This window comes from Arthrobacter sp. NPDC093128, from assembly GCF_040683875.1.
GTDB lineage: Bacteria > Actinomycetota > Actinomycetes > Actinomycetales > Micrococcaceae > Arthrobacter.
Genome location: NZ_JBFBEY010000012.1, coordinates 126,082 through 144,047, shown reverse-complemented (window position 1 = coordinate 144,047; position 17,966 = coordinate 126,082). Strand labels below are relative to the sequence as shown.

The 17,966-nt window shown below is 64.6% G+C and carries 15 protein-coding genes and 1 pseudogene; 10 read left to right on the top strand and 6 right to left on the bottom strand.

What is annotated here, in order from left to right:
- The first annotated feature begins 15 nt into the window (after positions 1-15).
- From AB0N24_RS15660 to AB0N24_RS15635, 6 genes are all read left to right on the top strand, one after another.
- On the top strand, positions 16-1,293 hold the full coding sequence (locus AB0N24_RS15660; protein ID WP_364126002.1) for an FAD-binding oxidoreductase: 1,278 nt from the start codon (positions 16-18) through the stop codon (positions 1,291-1,293).
- Between the two features lie 143 nt (positions 1,294-1,436).
- Entirely contained in the window at positions 1,437-2,864 is a 1,428-nt protein-coding gene (locus AB0N24_RS15655; RefSeq protein ID WP_364125999.1) for an aldehyde dehydrogenase family protein, read from the top strand.
- Positions 2,861-3,958, top strand: a complete 1,098-nt coding sequence (locus AB0N24_RS15650) for a tartrate dehydrogenase (RefSeq protein WP_364125996.1) — start codon at positions 2,861-2,863, stop codon at positions 3,956-3,958. Before AB0N24_RS15655 ends, AB0N24_RS15650 begins: the two co-directional genes overlap by 4 nt.
- Positions 3,955-4,938 (top strand): D-2-hydroxyacid dehydrogenase, encoded by a 984-nt coding sequence (locus AB0N24_RS15645; protein ID WP_364125994.1) that lies wholly within the window; start codon positions 3,955-3,957, stop codon positions 4,936-4,938. The genes AB0N24_RS15650 and AB0N24_RS15645 overlap by 4 nt, the downstream gene beginning before the upstream one ends.
- 23 nt (positions 4,939-4,961) lie before the next feature.
- Positions 4,962-6,005 (top strand): NAD(P)-dependent alcohol dehydrogenase, encoded by a 1,044-nt coding sequence (locus AB0N24_RS15640; RefSeq protein WP_364125991.1) that lies wholly within the window; start codon positions 4,962-4,964, stop codon positions 6,003-6,005.
- A gap of 432 nt (positions 6,006-6,437) precedes the next feature.
- Positions 6,438-7,001: a YceI family protein gene (locus tag AB0N24_RS15635; RefSeq protein ID WP_364125988.1), complete on the top strand. Its 564-nt coding sequence runs from the start codon at positions 6,438-6,440 to the stop codon at positions 6,999-7,001.
- Between the two features lie 23 nt (positions 7,002-7,024).
- Here AB0N24_RS15635 and AB0N24_RS15630 read toward each other — a convergent pair.
- Positions 7,025-7,600 (bottom strand): annotated as a pseudogene (locus AB0N24_RS15630) (diguanylate cyclase); the annotation flags it as partial.
- Positions 7,601-7,688: 88 nt separating this feature from the next.
- Between AB0N24_RS15630 and AB0N24_RS15625 the strand changes: the two are divergent.
- Both AB0N24_RS15625 and AB0N24_RS15620 read left to right on the top strand, forming a co-directional pair.
- Positions 7,689-9,152 (top strand): protein adenylyltransferase SelO, encoded by a 1,464-nt coding sequence (locus AB0N24_RS15625; protein WP_364125985.1) that lies wholly within the window; start codon positions 7,689-7,691, stop codon positions 9,150-9,152.
- Between the two features lie 374 nt (positions 9,153-9,526).
- Positions 9,527-10,999, top strand: a complete 1,473-nt coding sequence (locus AB0N24_RS15620; RefSeq protein WP_364125982.1) for an FAD-dependent monooxygenase — start codon at positions 9,527-9,529, stop codon at positions 10,997-10,999.
- A 45-nt stretch (positions 11,000-11,044) separates the two neighbouring features.
- On the opposite strand, the gene AB0N24_RS15615 is transcribed toward AB0N24_RS15620, so the two are convergent.
- The 4 genes from AB0N24_RS15615 to AB0N24_RS15600 all read right to left on the bottom strand — a co-directional run bounded on the left by AB0N24_RS15615 (position 11,045) and on the right by AB0N24_RS15600 (position 14,529).
- Positions 11,045-12,937, bottom strand: coding sequence for a transketolase (locus AB0N24_RS15615; RefSeq protein WP_364125980.1), 1,893 nt, complete (start codon positions 12,935-12,937; stop codon positions 11,045-11,047).
- 120 nt (positions 12,938-13,057) lie between these two features.
- On the bottom strand, positions 13,058-13,444 hold the full coding sequence (locus tag AB0N24_RS15610; RefSeq protein WP_364125978.1) for a VOC family protein: 387 nt from the start codon (positions 13,442-13,444) through the stop codon (positions 13,058-13,060).
- Between the two features lie 45 nt (positions 13,445-13,489).
- Positions 13,490-14,326 carry a hypothetical protein gene (locus AB0N24_RS15605; protein ID WP_364125976.1) on the bottom strand — a complete coding sequence of 279 codons (837 nt, stop codon included), beginning with the start codon at positions 14,324-14,326 and terminating at the stop codon, positions 13,490-13,492.
- 59 nt (positions 14,327-14,385) lie between these two features.
- Positions 14,386-14,529, bottom strand: coding sequence for a hypothetical protein (locus AB0N24_RS15600; protein ID WP_364125974.1), 144 nt, complete (start codon positions 14,527-14,529; stop codon positions 14,386-14,388).
- 171 nt (positions 14,530-14,700) lie between these two features.
- Here AB0N24_RS15600 and AB0N24_RS15595 point away from each other — a divergent pair, with 171 nt between their 5' ends.
- A complete protein-coding gene (locus AB0N24_RS15595) occupies positions 14,701-15,546 on the top strand; it encodes an alpha/beta hydrolase (RefSeq protein ID WP_364125971.1) in 846 nt (281 codons plus the stop codon).
- A gap of 71 nt (positions 15,547-15,617) precedes the next feature.
- Here AB0N24_RS15595 and AB0N24_RS15590 read toward each other — a convergent pair whose 3' ends face one another.
- Entirely contained in the window at positions 15,618-16,505 is an 888-nt protein-coding gene (locus AB0N24_RS15590; RefSeq protein ID WP_364125968.1) for a LysR substrate-binding domain-containing protein, read from the bottom strand.
- Between the two features lie 207 nt (positions 16,506-16,712).
- Here AB0N24_RS15590 and AB0N24_RS15585 point away from each other — a divergent pair, with 207 nt between their 5' ends.
- On the top strand, positions 16,713-17,933 hold the full coding sequence (locus tag AB0N24_RS15585; RefSeq protein WP_364125966.1) for an MFS transporter: 1,221 nt from the start codon (positions 16,713-16,715) through the stop codon (positions 17,931-17,933).
- Positions 17,934-17,966: the final 33 nt, after the last annotated feature.

Here is a 17,966-nt window from a genome sequence, read left to right as displayed (position 1 = left end):
GCGAAAGGTCAAACCGTGAAACTCATTCCTTACTGGCTGGACACAGCCGAAGCATCCGGAGACTACCGGCAGACTCCGGTACCCGAGAATGTCGATGTGGCAATCATCGGCGCCGGATTTACGGGGCTGTCCGCGGCCATTGAATTTGCCAAGCAGGGCGCCAGTGTTGCCGTTTTCGAACGCCACACGGTGGGGTGGGGCGCATCGGGCCGGAACGGGGGAATGGCGACTACCGGGTTGGCCATCAGCTTCAGCACCGCGGTCAAGCGCTACGGCGCCACGCGCGCCGTGGAGATGTTCCAGGAATACAACGACGCCATCGACACCATCGAGAAGCTGGTGCGCGACAACGGCATCGACTGCGACTACAACCGCTTTGGAAAGCTCTCGCTGGCCTTCCACAAATCTCACTATGAGGGCTTCCTGAAGTCGCAGGAGAAGCTGGCCACCCTGGCCGACCACCACGTCACCGTTATCCCGAAATCCGAGATCCACAGCGAAATCGGCACGGACTTCTACCAGGGCGCGATGGTGGACCCGCTCGGGGCAGGTCTGCACGTGGGCAAATTCGTCCATGGCCTGGCCGGAGTGGCTGTTGCAGCCGGAGCCGATATTTGCGAGAACGCTGCAGTAACCGAGCTGAAGAAAGTCTCCGGCACCGTGCACGACGTCCACACCACCCGGGGCATCACCCGGGCCAAGCAGGTCCTGGTGGCAACCAGCGGCTACACCGGCGGGGTCACTCCGTGGCTGCAGCGCCGTGTCATCCCGGTGGGAAGCTTCATCATTGTCACCGACCCGCTGCCCGAAGACGTGGTCAACCGGATCCTGCCCAACCGGCGCCAGGCCTCGGACAGCAAGATGCTGACCTACTACTTCCGGATCACCCCGGACAACCGTCTGCTGTTCGGCGGCAGGGCCCGTTTTGCCCTGTCCAGCCCGGACTCGGACGTCAAGAGCGCCGAGATCCTGCGCAAGGCCATGCTCGAACTCTTCCCGTACCTCTCCAACGCCAAGGTGGACTACATCTGGGGCGGCCTGGTGGACCTTTCGATGGACCAGATGGTCCACGCGGGTGTCCACGACGGCCTCTATTACTCCCTCTGCTACAGCGGACACGGCGTGCAGATGGCCGCGCACATGGGCAAGAGGATGGCCCACTACATGGCCGGAGACAAGTCTGCGAATGTGTGGGAAGACCTGAAGAACCCTCCCGTTCCCGGCCACTTCGGCCCGCCATGGTTCCTGCCGTTCATCGGCGCAGCCGCAAAAATCATCGACCGAGTCAAATAGGTAAATTAAGGGTTCCCATGATCGCATCTACAACCGTGGCTGAAGCACGCCCAAAATCAGCCGAAGAAACCGCCTACAGGCGCACAAAATTTGCGAATCTCCCAGGAGGAGCGTTCTTCGAGGGCCAGTGGCAAACTGCCGACATGACCCTTGAAGTAAGGGACCCTGAAGACGGTGTCTTGCTGGGGCGCGTATGTACCTCCACGGCGGAGGACGTTCGCCGGGCAGTAGCGCACCTTCACCGGCACCTCCAGGGTGACGAGTGGCCGCTGCGTTCCCGCCGTCAGGCGCTGGAAAAGGCAACTCAGCTGCTGACGGAACAGGCTGACAGGTTCGCCAACATCATTGCTTCGGAGAGCAGCAAAACCATCACCGAAGCCGAGCGCGAGGTCCGCCGCTGCATTGAGACCTTCAGGCTCTCCGCCGCAGCGTCCGGCGAGCTGACCGGAGAGACGCTGGGCTTTGAGGACAGCATGGCCGGCGGCAGCAAGATCGGCTGGTACAGCCGCAAACCGGTGGGGATCGTCGCGGCCATCACCCCGTTCAACGACCCGCTGAACCTGGTGGCGCACAAGCTGGGCCCGGCCCTCATCGGAGGCAACGGCGTCGTCCTTAAGCCATCGGCCCGCACCCCGCTGACCGGGCTGGCCCTTGTCCAGCTGCTGCTCGAAGCAGGCGTCCCGTCCGGACGCATCGCGGCGATCGTGAGCGGGCCGGGCGTTGCCGAAGCGCTGGTCACGGATGACCAGGTGGACTTGATTTCCTTCACCGGCGGTCCCCAGACGGCGGAACGCATTGCCGCGGCCGCCGGTGCCAAGAAGATCCTCTCCGAGCTCGGCGGCAACAACGCCACAATTGTCTGCGCCGACGCCGACGCGCACCAGGCAGCCGAAGCCATCGTGGCCGGAGCCTTCGGCGTGGCCGGACAGAACTGCCTCTCGGTCCAGCGCGTGTACGTGCACATCTCACTGTTCGAGGAAGTCCTGGAACAGGTCACCCGTGGCACAGAGGCGCTCAGGACCGGGCCGAAGCTCGACCGCGGCACCGACGTGGGACCGCTCATTTCCGAGGCGGAAGCACGGCGCGTCGAGGAGTGGGTGGAGGAGGCCAGGGCCGCCGGGGCAACCGTCCATGTGGGAGGGACGCGGCGGAACGCCTACTACGAGCCGACCGTCCTGACCGATGTGCCCGCCGAGTGCCGGGTGATCCGGGATGAAGTGTTCGGCCCCGTCGTCAGCATCACGCCCTTCATCAGTGTCGCGGACGCCGTCCATGCCGCCAACAGCTCCGACTACGGTCTTCAAGCCGGCGTCTTCACCCAGTCCATCGACCAGGCGCTGGACATTGCCGAGAAGCTGCACGTGGGAGCCGTGGTCATCAACGAGACCAGCGACGTCCGGATCGATTCGATGCCCTTTGGCGGTTTCAAGAAGTCCGGTGTGGGACGCGAAGGTGTCAGGTATGCCGTCCACGAGATGACAGAGCCTAAAAGCACCATCGTCAACCTTCGAGGATCCGGTGCCCGCTGGCAGCCGATGCCGGGCGCCCTGCCAGAGCGGACAATGCCATGAGCAATCACAAAATCGCAGTTATCGCCGGAGACGGCATCGGGAATGAAGTTGTCCCGGCAGCCATCGAATGCCTCGAACGGATCGCGGGAATCCATTCCCTGAACCTGGAGTTCACGTATTTTGATTGGGGATGCGACTACTATGCCCGGCACGGTCGGATGATGGCCGAGGACGGGCTGGAGCAGCTCGCCCGGCACGACGCCATCTTCCTTGGCGCTGTCGGTTCGCCGGAGGTCCCCGATACGGAGTCCCTGTGGGGGCTGCTGATCCCCATCCGCCGGGAGTTCCAGCAGTACATCAACCTCCGCCCCGTCAAAACGCTCGACGGCGTCACGTCTCCTCTTGCGCCCGGGCATCCGATCGATCTCCTCATTGTCCGGGAAAACAATGAAGGGGAGTATTCCGAAATCGGCGGCCGGATGTACCGTGGCCTGCCCGAGGAAAGTGCCATGCAGACCACCGTCTTTACCCGATTGGGCGTCCTGCGGGCGGCGCACTATGCGGCACGGCTGGCCGCGTCCAGGCGCGGACAGCTCACTTCGGCCACCAAGAGCAACGGCATAGTGCACACCATGCCGTTCTGGGACGAGGTCGTTGCCGAAACGGTCCGGGAGTACCCGGACGTCAGCCTCACCAGCGAACTGGTGGATGCACTCGCCGCGCACCTTGTCCTGAAGCCCTGGACCTTGGACGTTATCGTCGCCTCTAACCTGTTCGGCGACATCCTCTCGGACCTTGGCAGTGCCGTGACGGGCTCCATTGGCCTGGCTCCCAGCGCAAACCTGAACCCGGAGGGCGACTACCCGTCCCTCTTCGAACCCGTTCACGGCTCGGCGCCGGACATCGCCGGAAAGGGCCTGGCAAACCCCGTGGGGCAGATCTGGTCCGGCGCCATGATGCTGGAGCACCTCGGACACCGCGAAGCTGCCGCCCACCTCCAGGATGCATTCGAGTCAGCCCTGCGCGACGGCTACGGCACCCGCGATGTCGGCGGCACGTCGTCGACGTCGGAATTCACCGCGGCGGTCCTTGCCGCGATCGACACCCTGGCCGCGGAACAGGCAGGCAGCCCCACTGCAGTAGCGGCCTCATGACCGCGGCAGTAGAACGCAAGCGGCCCGTCGTGGCGGTCCTTTACAGGGAGGCGCTGCCGCCCCGGTTATCCGAGATCGAGGAGCTTGCAGAGGTCCGGCTGACTAAAGCTGATGGTCTCGCCGACGCGCTGGACGGCGCCGACGTGCTCTACCAGTGGCACTCGTTCTCCCCGGCATTGCGAGAGAACTGGGATGCGGCATCGTCCCTTCGGTGGGTTCATGTCTCGGCGGCGGGCGTGAGCCAGCTGCTGTTCGATGATCTGATCCGCAGCAATGTCGTCTACACCAACTCCCGCGGAGTCCTCAGCCGGGCCATCGCAGAGTTTGCCCTCGGTTTCGTACTGGACATGGCCAAGGATGCGCAGGGCTCGTTCCGGCTGCAGCAGCAACAGCGGTGGCAACACAGGGTGACGCGCAAGGTCCAGGGACAACGGGCCCTGGTGGTCGGCACCGGTTCCATCGGGCGTGAAATTGCCCGCCTCTTCCGCGCTGTAGGAATGGGGATCAGCGGCGCGGGCCGTACAAGCCGGGCAGGGGACGATGACTTCGAACGGATCCACTCCTCACAGGATCTGGCCGGAATCGTCCATGACTACGACTATCTTGTGCTCGCCGCTCCGCTGACTTCAGAGACCAAGGGACTGGTGAACGCCGAGGTCCTGGCGGCCATGAAACCGTCTGCACACCTGGTCAACGTAGGGCGCGGCGAGCTGGTGCACACCGATGCCCTGACTGAAGCATTGGCGTCGGGTTCGATTGCAGGCGCGGCGCTGGACGTTGTCCACCCGGAACCGCTCCCTGCCGGCCACGCGCTGTGGAGCATGGAGAACGTCATCATCACACCGCACATGAGCGGGGACACTGAAGACCACATTGACGACCTTGGCCTGCTGTTTCTGGACAACCTGACGCGGTACCGCGCAGGCGAGCCACTGCAGAACGTCGTCGATAAGGAACTTGGCTTCGTTGCCGCTTCCTGAACCACTGTAGAAACGGAACCCTTATGCCTACCCACGCCAAAGCTTATATCGCAGTCTCGGCCACGGCGCCTCTGCAGCCCGGCACCGTCGAACGCCGTGAACCCGGTGAGTTCGAGGTGCAGATAGCCATCAAGTTCACAGGGATCTGCCATTCCGATATCCACACCTCGCGGGGCGACTGGGCGGGCGTGAATTACCCGGTGGTCGTTGGGCATGAGATTGCCGGCGTCGTGGAGGCTGTCGGGGCCAAGGTGACGCGTCATTCAGTGGGGGACCGTGTGGGTGTGGGCTGCTTTGTGGATTCCTGCCGTGAGTGCGTCAACTGCCGTGCTGGCGAGGAACAGCACTGTTTGTCCGGTGCGACGAGCACCTACAACGCGGTTGGCAGGGACGGCCTGCCCACAGCCGGAGGCTACAGCACCAGCATTGTGGTGGACGAGAACTATATCCTGCGGATTCCTGACGGCATTCCGCTAGAGACTGCTGCGCCCCTGCTGTGCGCCGGCATCACAATGTACTCGCCGCTGCGCACGTGGGCCGCCGGACCTGGGAAGCGCGTGGCCATCATCGGCATGGGCGGGCTCGGCCACATGGGCGTAAAGATCGCAGCAGCCATGGGCGCGGAGGTCACAGTGCTTAGCCAGTCCCTTAAGAAGCAGGAGGACGCGCTCCGCCTTGGGGCGAAGCATTACTATGCCACGTCGGATCCCACCACCTTCGAAATCCTGAGAGGTCATTTCGACCTGATCGTCAACACGGTCTCCGCTGATATCGACATCGACGAATACCTTTCGCTGCTTGCTTTGGACGGCACCCTGGTCCTCGTAGGGCTGCCTTCGATGCCGCTGACGCAGCGCGCCTGGTCACTGGTCAGTTTCCGCCGCAGCCTCGCCGGGTCCAAGATGGGCGGCATACGGCAGACGCAGGAGATGCTCAACTTCTGCGGTGCCCACGGGCTCGGGGCAGAGGTGGAAGTCATTCCGGCCAGCAAAATCAACGAGGCCTATGAACGCGTCCTCGCCAGTGACGTGCGGTACCGCTTCGTCATCGACGCAAACACTTTCTGAGCCATCGTTGCAGATCACTGCCCTCTCCGAAGGAACAACATGAAGAAAAGACCCCTGGACTCGAGGCCGACTTATGACGCACGCGTGGCATCCCTGACTGGTCATCATTGCCCGCAGACCGGCTGGTGGTTAGCGGATGAAGACCTCGACCAGAGATTCATTTTCGAGGGTGATGTGATGCCTGCGGTCAACGGCAGGCCCACGCATTGGCAGAGGTACGCTTCCAAGGCCTTCGGCCTGCTTCGGCGTCTGGGACCGGGCCCTAGCAGCGCATAACGGCGCCAGTCTTGGATCAGGCGCGACCCAGTAACCGGTTGGGTTTGTGTTCTGCACGGGCCGGAAGTTAATGTCCCAGGTGCCCGGTCTGATACTGTTGCTAGACCTTTCCGCAGCACAGTCCCTGTGCCGGCACGCCTGCACAGGAGGCATTCCATGGCTGAAATCTTGTCGGACTTTTCGGGTGAGTGGCGCTTTGACCCCACCCACACCCGCATCGGATTCTCAACCCGCCACGCAATGGTGACCAAAGTGCGCGGGGCGTTCAACGACGTTGAGGGCGCCATTCACGTCAATGCCGAAAACCCCGAGCAGTCGTCGGCACGGATGACCATCAAGGTGGCCAGCATCGACACCCGCAATGCGGACCGCGACCAGCACCTGCGTACTAACGAATTCTTTGACGCACCACAGTTTCCGGAGATCACGTTCTCCAGCAACCGGGTGGACCAGGTCGACGACGGCCACTTCATCGTTGGCGGTGACGTCACCATCCGCGGAGTCACCAAGGACATCGCCATCCCGCTGGACTTCATCGGCGTCGAACGAGACCCCATGGGTAACCTCCGGGCGGGCTTTGAAGGCTCACGCCGGATTGACCGGCAGGACTTCGGTCTCACATGGAATGCGGCTCTTGACTCCGGCGGGGTGCTGATCTCGGAAAAGATCACTCTGGAATTCGAAATCTCCGCCGTGAAAGTCGAAGAACCGGCGGCCTGACACCCGGCGGCCAATGCCCTCTCGACAAGGGTTCTGGCGCCCGTCGGCGTCTGGTGCGGTAGAACGAGGAGGAATTCTTCACCGCCGAAGCGGTACACCCCGTCGCTCTGCCGTGCCTCGTTCGCCAGCGCGGCAGCCACTGCCCGAAGGGCAAGGTCGCCGGCCTGGTGGCCGTAGATGTCGTTGTAGCCCTTGAAGTTGTCCACGTCGCACATCGCGAGGGCGTAATCGTGCTCGTACCGCTCGCTGCGCGCGTGCAATTGTTCCAGATCCTCGGCGAGTTTCAGCCGGTTGTGCAGCCCTGTCAGGGGATCGGTGCGGGCCTGTTCGGACAGTACCTTCCGGTAATGGTCCAGGTCGGCGTGCAAAGTGGTCACCCGAGGGGCCACGAGCAGTCTGGCGTGCAGTACGAAGGGATCCAGGGGTTTGGTGACGTAGTCGTCGGCGCCTGCCTGCAGTCCTGCGAGCATGTCGTCCCTGGGTCCCTGGGAGGTGCACAGCACGATGTAGGTGTAAAGGTCATTCTTCCGTGCCCGGATTGCCCGGCACAGGGAAAGCCCGTCCATACCGGGCATCATCAGGTCCGTGACCACGACGTCCGGCTGGTGTTCCTACCCGCAGTCCCCCTTCGCCCCGTAACCGCCACAGTAGGAACGCGCGGAATTCAGGCGCGGCTATTCTTGGTGGATGGATGCTGTATCGCTGTCAGCCGTGACCTTGAGCGGCCACTTCGCCCGTGACTTTCCGGAGATGGCCATTGCGTGGCGGGCGGAGGAGGTTCCTGACCCTGAACTGCTGGTCATTAACGAGCCGTTGGCCGCCGAGTTGGGACTGGACACTGACTTCTTAACGAGTTCTGACGGGGTGGGTCTGCTGACCGGATGTCGGCTCCCCGTTGATCTCACGCCGGTCGCGCAGGCTTACGCCGGTCACCAGTTCGGCTGGTACGCCCCGCGGCTTGGCGACGGGCGTGCCCTGTTGCTGGGCGAGATCACACACTCCGACGGTAAACTGCGGGACGTGCACCTCAAAGGTTCGGGGCGCACACCCTTCGGCCGCGGGGGTGACGGCCTGGCCGTTGTCGGACCGATGCTGCGCGAATATCTCGTCAGCGAAGCCATGCACGCGCTAGGCATTCCCACCACACGGTCCCTTGCCGTGGTGGGAACGGGGCGTTTGGTGCAGCGTGAGACCGTGCTGCCGGGGGCGGTGCTCACCCGCGTCGCGACGAGTCATGTGCGCGTGGGCAGCTTCCAGTACGCCGCGGCCACGGGGGACACCGGCCTCGTTCGCCGCCTTGCCGAGTACGCGATCAGCCGGCACTATCCAGCGGCGGCCGCTGCCGAGAACCCCTATCTCGCCCTGTTCCACGCGGTCACTGCCGCGCAGGCGTCGCTGGTAGCCCGCTGGATGCTGGTGGGATTCGTCCATGGGGTGATGAACACCGACAACATGACGATCTCGGGCGAGACCATCGATTACGGCCCGTGTGCGTTCAGGGACGCGTTCGATCCCGCTGCCGTTTACAGCTCGGTCGACGACGGCGGCCGCTACGCCTATCGGAACCAGCCCGTGGTGGCGGAATGGAATCTTGCCCGTCTCGCGGAGTCGCTGCTGCCCCTGCTGCACGAGGACCAGGAGACGGCGATCGGCCTTGCGGTGGAAGCCCTGGATGATTTCCGCCGGCAGTACAGTGCTGCGTGGGCGGCGGGCATGAACGCGAAGCTTGGATTCCGTCGCGGGCTCGAGGACGCTGTGACCGGGCCCCTTGTCGAGGAGCTTTTGGTCCTCCTGCAGGAGGGACAGGTCGACTACACGTCGATCTTCCGCAGCCTTGGCAAAGCGGCCCGCGGCGAGCCCGAGCCTGCGCGGCAGCTTGTCCCGGATGTGACGGCGTTCGATGCCTGGGTTGAGCGCTGGCGTGCCTTGAGCCCGGATGCCGACGCGATGGACCGGGTCAATCCGGTGTACATTCCCCGCAACCACCTGGTGGAGGGGGCCCTGGCCGCTGCCACCGGCGGCGACCTCGACCCGCTGTTCCGGCTTCTGGACGCGGTCACCCGCCCGTTTGAGGAACGCCCCGGTCTCGAGCGATACGCGGTTGGCGCTCCGGAAGAATTCGGAACCTACCGGACCTTCTGCGGAACCTGAGCAGGCTATGACCTGGCTCCCGCCGGGGCCTTTTGTGAGCCGGAAGCTCATGACGAGGTCGGTTCCGTCGGCAAAGAAGGGAATCACCAGGTGCTGGAACTCCAGAAGAACACGACGACGGCGGCCCCCTTCCAGTTCCTGATACTGTTCCGGGATCGCCGGATCCGACGAACAGAGGATCCCACCCACAGATCCTGAGGGATGCGGCCGGGTGCCAGGAGCCTCTACCTGTCGTGCCTGCTGACGCTATGTGTCCCTGCCACTTCCAATTTATCGCGTAGAAGGGGGCTTGCGGCAAGGCCCCCGTCATGCCTCAAACTGGGTCGGACGTGCCCGTAAGAGGCGCACGGAAAATAGTGGGAGAGGGGGCTGTGATGGTTGATGTGATCGTTGCCGGCGGCGGTCCGACCGGGATGATGCTGGCCGCTGAGCTGACGCTGGCGGGGGTGGATGCGGCGATTGTGGAGCGCCGCCCGACGACGGTGCTGGTGGGCTCGCGTGCGGGCGGGTTCCACTCGCGGACGATCGAAATCCTCGATCAGCGTGGGATCGCCGACCGGTTCCTCGCCGAGGGCCAGCGCGTCCAGGCGGCGTTCTTCGGGAACACCACATTGGATGTGAGCGACTTTCCCACGCGACACCCCTACACGCTCGGCCTGTGGCAGAACCATATTGAACGGATCCTGGCCGGCTGGATCGGGGAGCTGGGAGTGCCGGTCCGACGGGGGCACGAGGTGGCCGGCTTCGCCCAGGACGGCAGCGGGGTCGACGTGCATCTCGCTGACGGCGGGTCGGTGCGCGCGCTGTACCTGGTCGGCGCCGACAGCGGGCGAAGTGCTGTCCGCAAGGCAGCAGGCATCGGCTTCCCCGGCTGGGATGCGACCAGGAGCAGCCTGATCGCCGAAGTGGAGGTGACCGAGGAGACGCCGGCAGGCATGCGCATCGACGAGGTGGGGGTTCACGGGCTGCACCTGATGGAGGATGGGCGGACCATGCGTGTGGTGGTCACTGAGAAGCAACTTGGACCGGCGACCGAGCCCACTTTGGCTGACCTCGGCAAAGCGCTGACCGAGATCTACGGTACGGACTTCGGGGTCCACACTCCGACATGGATCTCGCGGTTCACCGACGCCACCCGGCAGGCCGCGGCTTACCGCAGCGGCCGCGTGCTGCTCGCCGGGGACGCCGCGCACATCCATGCTCCTTCGGGCGGGCAGGGGATCGGGCTCGGCATCCAGGACGCCGTGAACCTCGGCTGGAAGCTCGCCCAGGTGGTCAAGGGCACTGCGCCGGACAGCCTGCTGGACACTTATCACGCCGAGCGGCACCCCGCCGGGGCCCGCGCGCTGAAGCACACCATGGCACAGTCGATAATGCAGCGGGCGGACCCGCGCATCGGCGCGTTGGCAGACACCGTGATGGGCCTGCTGACCATCGATGAGGCCCGGAAGCAGCTGGGCGGGCTCATTTCCGGACTGGACATCCGCTACGACCTCGGTGAGGGGCACCCGCTGCTGGGGCGCCGCATGCCCGACCTCGACGTCGTCACCGCCAACGGACCGCTGCGCCTCTTCGCCCTCCTGCACGACGCCCGTGCGGTGCTGCTCAACCTCGGCGCGCCGGGCAGCATCGACCCGGGGCCATGGGCTGATCGGGTGCAGCTGGTCGACGCAACGTACGACGGCGGGTGGGAGCTTCCGGTGATCGGTTCAGTCAGCGCCCCCGCGGCCATGTTGATCCGGCCCGACGGGCACGTGGCGTGGACGGGAGACGGCACGCAGACGGGGCTGGAGGACGCGCTGGCCAGCTGGTTCGGGCCTGCCGGCATTAACGCCCCGCGATGTTGATGGCGAAGGCCATCACAAAGCCGACCGACGCGGTGCGGCCGGAGTTCAGGTTGTAAGGAGGCCGCGGGCGGCTGCGGTGATGTGGCGGGCGGAGATGCCGGCGGCGTCGAGCAGTTCCTGTGGTTTGCCAGAGGTGGGCAGGGCTTTGACGGCGAGTAAGACGACGTGGAGTTCGGGGGTGTCCGTGCCGGCCAGGGCCTCGAGGACGGCGGAGCCGATGCCGCCTTCGGGGTAGTGGTCCTCGGCGACAACGATCCTGCCCCCGGTCGCCTGGCAGGTCCGGCGCAGGGTGTCCGCGTCGATGGGTTTGATGGAGTAGAGGTCAATGACGCGGGCGTTTATCCCGTCTTCGGACAGTTGATCGGCGGCGGTGAGGCATTCGTGCAGGGTCACGCCGGCGCCGATCAGTGTCACGGCGTCGTCGGGCCCGGCGCGGTGGACTTTGCACCCGCCGAGCGGGAATTGCTCATCCGGCCCGTAGATGACCGGGTAGGCGCCGCGGGTGGCCCGAAGGTAGGAGATTCCTGTGGTGTCTGCCATGGTCTTGACGAGCCGGGCAGTGGAGGGGGCGTCGGCGGGGTAGAGCACACTCGAGGTGTGCACCGCCCGCATGGCGGCGATGTCCTCCAATGCCATTTGCGAGGGGCCGTCCTGGCCGATTTCCACCCCGGCGTGTGTACCGACGAGCCGGATGCTGACCTGGGAGACTCCTGCCATCCGGATGAAGTCGTAGGGCCGGGAGATCAGGAAAGCGGCGAAACTCGCGGCGTACGCGATGTAGCCGCGGACCGAGAGCCCGATCGCGGAGGCGATGAGTTGCTGTTCAGCAATGAACATTTCGAAATACCGTTCCGGAGCGGCATCTTTGAATTCGCCGGCGTGGGTCGAGTTTCCGACTTCGCCGTCCAGGACAACGATTTCGGGTCGGGCGGCCAGCGCGGACACGGCGGCGCCGAAGGCAGCCCGGGTTGCCACCTCCTCACCCACCTCCCACCGGGGCAAACTGACGGCTGCCCCGGGATTGGGAGTGATCGCAGGGACGCCCGGTTCGGGGAGTGCCGTAGTGATCCGCAGGTCGCTGGGACCGCCGAGGGCTGCCACCGCCCGTTCGGCCATGTCCTTCGGAAGCGCTTTGCCGTGCCAGCCGTTCTGGTCCTCGATCTCGGCAACGCCTTTGCCCTTGATGGTTTTGGCGAGAACGACCGTTGGTTGGTCGGGCCGGGATCGTGCGCTGGTGAGCGCGTCGTCGATCGCGGAAATGTCATGGCCGTCGACGACGAGGGGATAGGCTCCGAAGGACTCTACCCGCCGGGCGTAGCGGTCCATGTCCCATTGGAGTTCGGTGGGACCGTTCTGGCCCAGGCGGTTGACGTCCACGATGGCGGTGAGATTGCCCAGCTTGTAGTACGCGGCTTTGTCCAGGGCCTCCCAGATGGACCCCTCGGCCAGTTCGCTATCCCCGCACAGGACCCAGGTCCGGTAGGGCAGCCGGTCCAGGTACCGTCCGGCCAGTGCCACTCCGACCGCATCCGGCAGGCCCTGACCCAATGAGCCTGTCGCCACGTCAACCCAGGGCAGGACTGGTGTGGGGTGGCCTTGCAGCCGGCCGCCGAACTGCCGGTAGGTGTGGATCAGTTCGTCCTCCTCGACCACGCCGACGGCCCGGTACATCGAATACAGCAGCGGGGAGGCATGACCCTTTGAAAAAATGAGGTGGTCGTTGGTCGCCAGCGACGGCTGGTCCCAGTCATAGCGGAGATGCCGCATGACGAGGACGGCCATGAGATCCGCAGCCGACAACGATGAGGTGGGATGGCCAGAACCGGCCTGTGTGCTGCACCGGATGGAGTCCACCCGCAGTTGCGCCGCCAGGCTTCCGATAACCTCAGCCTGTGCAGCAGCCATAGGCGCCGAGGGCAGTTCCTGATGTTCGGTCATCGCAATCACCTTTCGCCCTTCATGGGGTCCTCGTGTCCGGGACGGCTAATACCCGTCATACCCGATGCCGGTTCCAGGCGGAAGACGCGCACAAAGGCGACCCTCAGCGCACCTAGGACTTCATGCGGCACCCGAACCGTACGGACGCGTGATCGCCTCGAGGAAATGCCCGTCAGGATCCGCGAAGTAGACGCCACGTCCGCCGTCGTTGTGGTTGATCTGCTGCGGGCGGGACCGAGCCGGGTCCGCCCAGTAGGGGATGCCCTGGGCCTGGATCCTTGCGAAGATTCCGTCGAAGTCCTCCTCGCTGACCAGGAAGGCGTAGTGCTGCGGGGAGATGGGCCGGTCCGCCGTGGCGAAATCGAGGGCTACTCCGTGGTCGAGGGGCACGGCCATGAAGGACCACATGGCCTGGGGTTTCGGCAGACCGAGCACGTTGGCCAGGAACTCCGCCGAACGGCGCTTGTCCGTTGCGTAGACGATGGTGTGGTTGAAAGTGACCGTCATGGTGACCTCCTCGGGTGTTTTGTCCAGCAGTCGGCGTTCACAACTTCAACTAACGCGAAGGTCTGATCCGGCCCCGGCGAGCGGCAGCACCAGCATGTAGCCGGTCGGCATTTCGATGCTCCAGCGTCGCGGCTCGCGGACGACGAACTGCGTCGCCAACTGCTCTGGGGTGAGCAAGGTATTAGGCGCGGGAGATGGTCCCCACTGCTGGTCGCCGTACGGGTAGAGCGGATCTTGGACGCGGATTCCGGTGACTGAGAACTCCGGGAAATGGTCCGGATCGCCGAGTGACTCGAAGCCGCTCATCACCCATACGTGGCGACCGCGCCACATGACCAGCCCGACCGGCCGGTCCGTGTCGGCGATGGCGCGCGAAGCGGTTCGCAGCGCTTCCTCGTAGTCAGTGATGCTAACGACGGCGTACGGCCCCATCCCGACCTCGTTCAGCACCTGCGCCCAACCCAAGGGGTTGGCACCGTTGAACGAGTTGGAGGACCGTGCCCGGGCCATCTCCCACAGTTCGCCCTGCTGAACGTCATCGGCCCACGTGCCGGCCCCCGTGTCGTCGATGAGGTTGTGCATCATCTGGATGCTCGCCGCCACACACCACTCAAAGGTGTACTGCGGCACGAAGTCCCCCTCCTGGTAGAGGTTGAGGGCGAACGCCTGGGGCACGGGAGGCGGCGTGGGAACCGACGTCGGGGTGGGGGACGGGGTCCGGTGAGGAGCGGGGACGTCATCGCGTGCGGCCGGCGGAGCCGAGGAAATCTGGATCGGTCGATCGGTGGCGGCCTCATCGAGTCTGATCGCGGGCGCGCAGGCCGAGAGGAGGGTCGCTAGGATGACGAACCCGGCCAGACGACGGAGCGGGGCACCGAACATGATCGATCCAGTTTATCGCGACGCGGCGGGAATGCATCGTGCAGGGTGGGCTCGTCGCGTCAGGACAGACGTCGGAATTCCCCCGACAGGAGCTGGACATGGATCGGCAGCACCATCTGGATAGGAGTATTGCCGACCGGCGCATCGAGCAGTTCGTTGATCGAGGTCTGCCCTTCCAGTTCGCCGGTCTGGTCCCTGTCCATGAATCGACAATATCTGCGCCTGGCTGCGGTGAGTACTCAGACACGCAGATCAGGTCTCAGCCCGCCGTTCGGGACTCGTCGCCCGCGATCTCGCCCAGGCACTGGCCGGCGCGCCGTGTGGAGTGTCAGGATTGGGACACGACACATGTGTAGGCCAGAGGAGGCTCGTGGATGACCGACGGGATGACAGCGGCACCCGAAACGGGATACGCGCCGGTGAACGGGCTCCAGATGTACTACGAGTTGCATGGCGACGACGGCGACGGTGATACCCCGCTGTTGCTCCTGCACGGTGGGCTCTTCGACATCGAGCTGCAGTTCGGCGCACTGATCCCGAGCCTGTCGGCCGGGCGCCGGGTGATCGCGACGGACTTCCAAGGGCACGGACACACCAACGACATCGATCGGCCGCTGGGCACTGCTGATCTGACATCCGATGTCGTCGGGCTTCTTGAGCACCTCGGTGTCGACAGCGTCGACGTGTTCGGGTTCAGCGTCGGCGGTGCGGTTGCGCTGGACCTCGCGATCCACCACCCGGAACTCGTGCGTAAGCTCATCGTTTCGTCGGTGTCTTTCCGGCCGGAGGGCGACCGTGGCGGCAACGCCGAAGCGGTAGCGGAGATGACGGTGGATATGATCGCGGGAACCCCGATGGAGGAACGCTACCTTGCCGTGTCGCCGCATCCCGATCGCGAGCACCTGCAGGGCCTGCTCGGCAAGCTCTCACGCTACGGCGCGGGCGAAACCGGATGGAGCGACGACGAGATCCGTGGAATCGCCGCCCCGACGCTCCTCACGGTCGGCGACTGCGACATGGTCAAGCTCGACCACGCGGTGAAGTTCCTCCGACTGCGCGGGGGAGACGTGAACGGCGACTTCGAGGGCGTGCCCGCGTCGCAGCTCGCGGTGTTCCCCGGAACGACGCATTTCTTCGGCCTCGCGCGGACAGACCTCGTGCGCGACGTCGTGATCACGTTCCTCGACGCACCCGCGCCCACCGGCTGGGCCGATCGCTGAGGCTGCACCGACGAATGTTGGCAGTGTTGCGGTACGGGAGAGTGTTTCCGTGGCCAAATAGAGAGTGATGCTCAGGCGTTCGGGGAAGCGCACAGAATGAAGTGTTCCACCAGCGGCTCCTTTGCCTCAGCCCCGCTGACAATAGAGAGCTCGACCAAGTCCGCGCGTTCCTTTATCTGTCGCCACACAAGGTCATCCGGCTGCTGCCGCACGGATGATTCCGGGGCCAGAGTCACCCCTAGCCCGCACTTGACCATGGCCAGCTGGGAATTGATGGAGTTGGCGTAGTGCTGCGCTTCCGGGCTGAAGCCCACTTGCCGGCACGCGGCGACGAGTTCGTCGTGGTAGTCCGGGGAAATCTGCCGGGGCAGCCACACCCAGGAGTCTTCCCGGAACTCCGACAGGCTGACAGGCCCTCTTCCTCGGGCGAGCGGGTGGTCTTTAGGCATAGCGACCACAAAGTGATCCCGGCGCAGTGGTACCGATATAAGCCGGCGGCCAGTTTCGGAATGGCGGATCACAGCGACGTCGAGCTCGCGGCGACCTAGGGCATCCCGCCCGTGATGGGAGTCGATCTCCTGAACGCGCAATTCCACTAGCGGGCGCGTGGCACGAAAGCGGGCCAGGATCTCCGGAAGCACTTCGCTGAACGCCGAGGTGACCGCTCCAATGCGCAGAGTTCCAATGGTGCCTGAACTCGCCAATTGGGCTGTCTCCTGAGCGCGTTCTGACGCGCCGACCAGCAATCTGCATTGCTCGAGGAAGAGGCTGCCCGCCTCTGTCAGCAAAACGCTGCGGCTCGATCTGTTGAGCAGCGTGGTGCCAAGCTGGCGTTCCAGCTGCAAGATGGCTTGGCTTAGTGGCGGCTGGGACATGCTGAGACGATCAGCCGCCCGGCCAAAATGGAGCTCTTCGGCCACAGCTATGAAATACCTTGCCTGACGTACTTCAACCGTCATTCATTCGCCTTTCGTCTTACACCTGGGTGAAGTCAGACCTTCATTGTATTGATGCAGCGACCACTGCTGCCATCGGTTCCATGGATACCAGCTATCCCAAATGCTTGATTCCCCCGATGGCTCAGGGTTTGCCACAGTGAGGAAGTCACTTTCGGCGGCTGAACGGCGCCGATTCTCCGTGACCACCACGAGGCAAAGGGAGATTCAATGGAGAATATTCAGCTCACGGGTACAGCGACCAGGGAAGCTGCACCCGACCCTGCGGCGACGCGACAGGCCGGACCACTCCAGGCAACCCTGCTGGTGGCAGGCAGCTGCATGCCGGTGCTGGGGGCCGTCCTGCTGGCACCCATCCTCCCAACCCTTAACCAGGCGTTCGCAGACACCCCCGGGGTTGCCATCCTGGTGCCGCTCACCCTGACGCTGCCGGCGCTGTTCGTGGCGCTTTTCTCGCCCCTGGCCGGCTATGTTGCCGACCGGGTAGGGCGGAAGCAGCTCCTGATCTTCGCCATGCTGGCCTACGCCGCCTTCGGGACGGCACCGCTTTGGCTGGAGACCCTGGAAGCCATCGCGTTGTCCCGTGTCGGCGTCGGAATCGCCGAAGCCGCCATCATGACCTGCTGCACCACCCTCATCACGGATTACTATGCGGGCGAACAGCGGAACAAATACCTAGGGCTTCAGACCATGGTCAGTGCGCTCGCAGCCACCGGATTCTTCGCGCTGGGCGGTGCTTTGGGCAGCATCGGCTGGCGGACGCCGTTCTGGCTCTACGCCGCAAGCGCAGTCATCGTCATCCTCATGGTCTTCAAGCTCTGGGAGCCGGCCAAGAGCCAGCGCACGAGGGCGGACAAAACGCCGGTGCCGTGGCGGCAGATCGGTGCCCCGGCCGCAGTGACGCTGTTCGGCGGGATTGTTTTCTACGCACTGATCGTGCACCTGCCGTACGTCATTACCGGCCTGGGTGTCGGTGACGCGGCACTCATCGGACTGGCCGCGGCCATCGCCTCCCTCGCCACCGCGGCAGGCGCCATCTCATTCCGCTTCCTGGCGAAGCTGGGCACGCGGAACCTGCTGGCTCTCGCATTCGGGCTGGCCGCCGTCGGACTTTCCCTCGTATCCGTCGCGGGCACGGTGCCTCTGGCGATCGCAGGGGCGGTCATTGCCAGCGCAGGAACAGGCGTGCTGCTGCCTACGCTGCTTACATGGGCCGTCAATGGCCTCGAATTTCAGCAGCGCGGCCGTGGCACAGGCATCTGGACCGGGACGCTGTTCATCGGCCAGTTCCTGACTCCCATCGTCCTGGGAGCCGCCACGGCGGGACTTGGGAGCTTCGGCTTCGCCCTTGGCGCGCTGGGAATCGGCTGCGCCGTTGCACTGCTTGCCGTCTTGTTCCGCGGTCCCCGGATGATGCCCGTCAGTAACTAGGACGGCCGGTGTCCTGTACGGATAGCCTGTGGG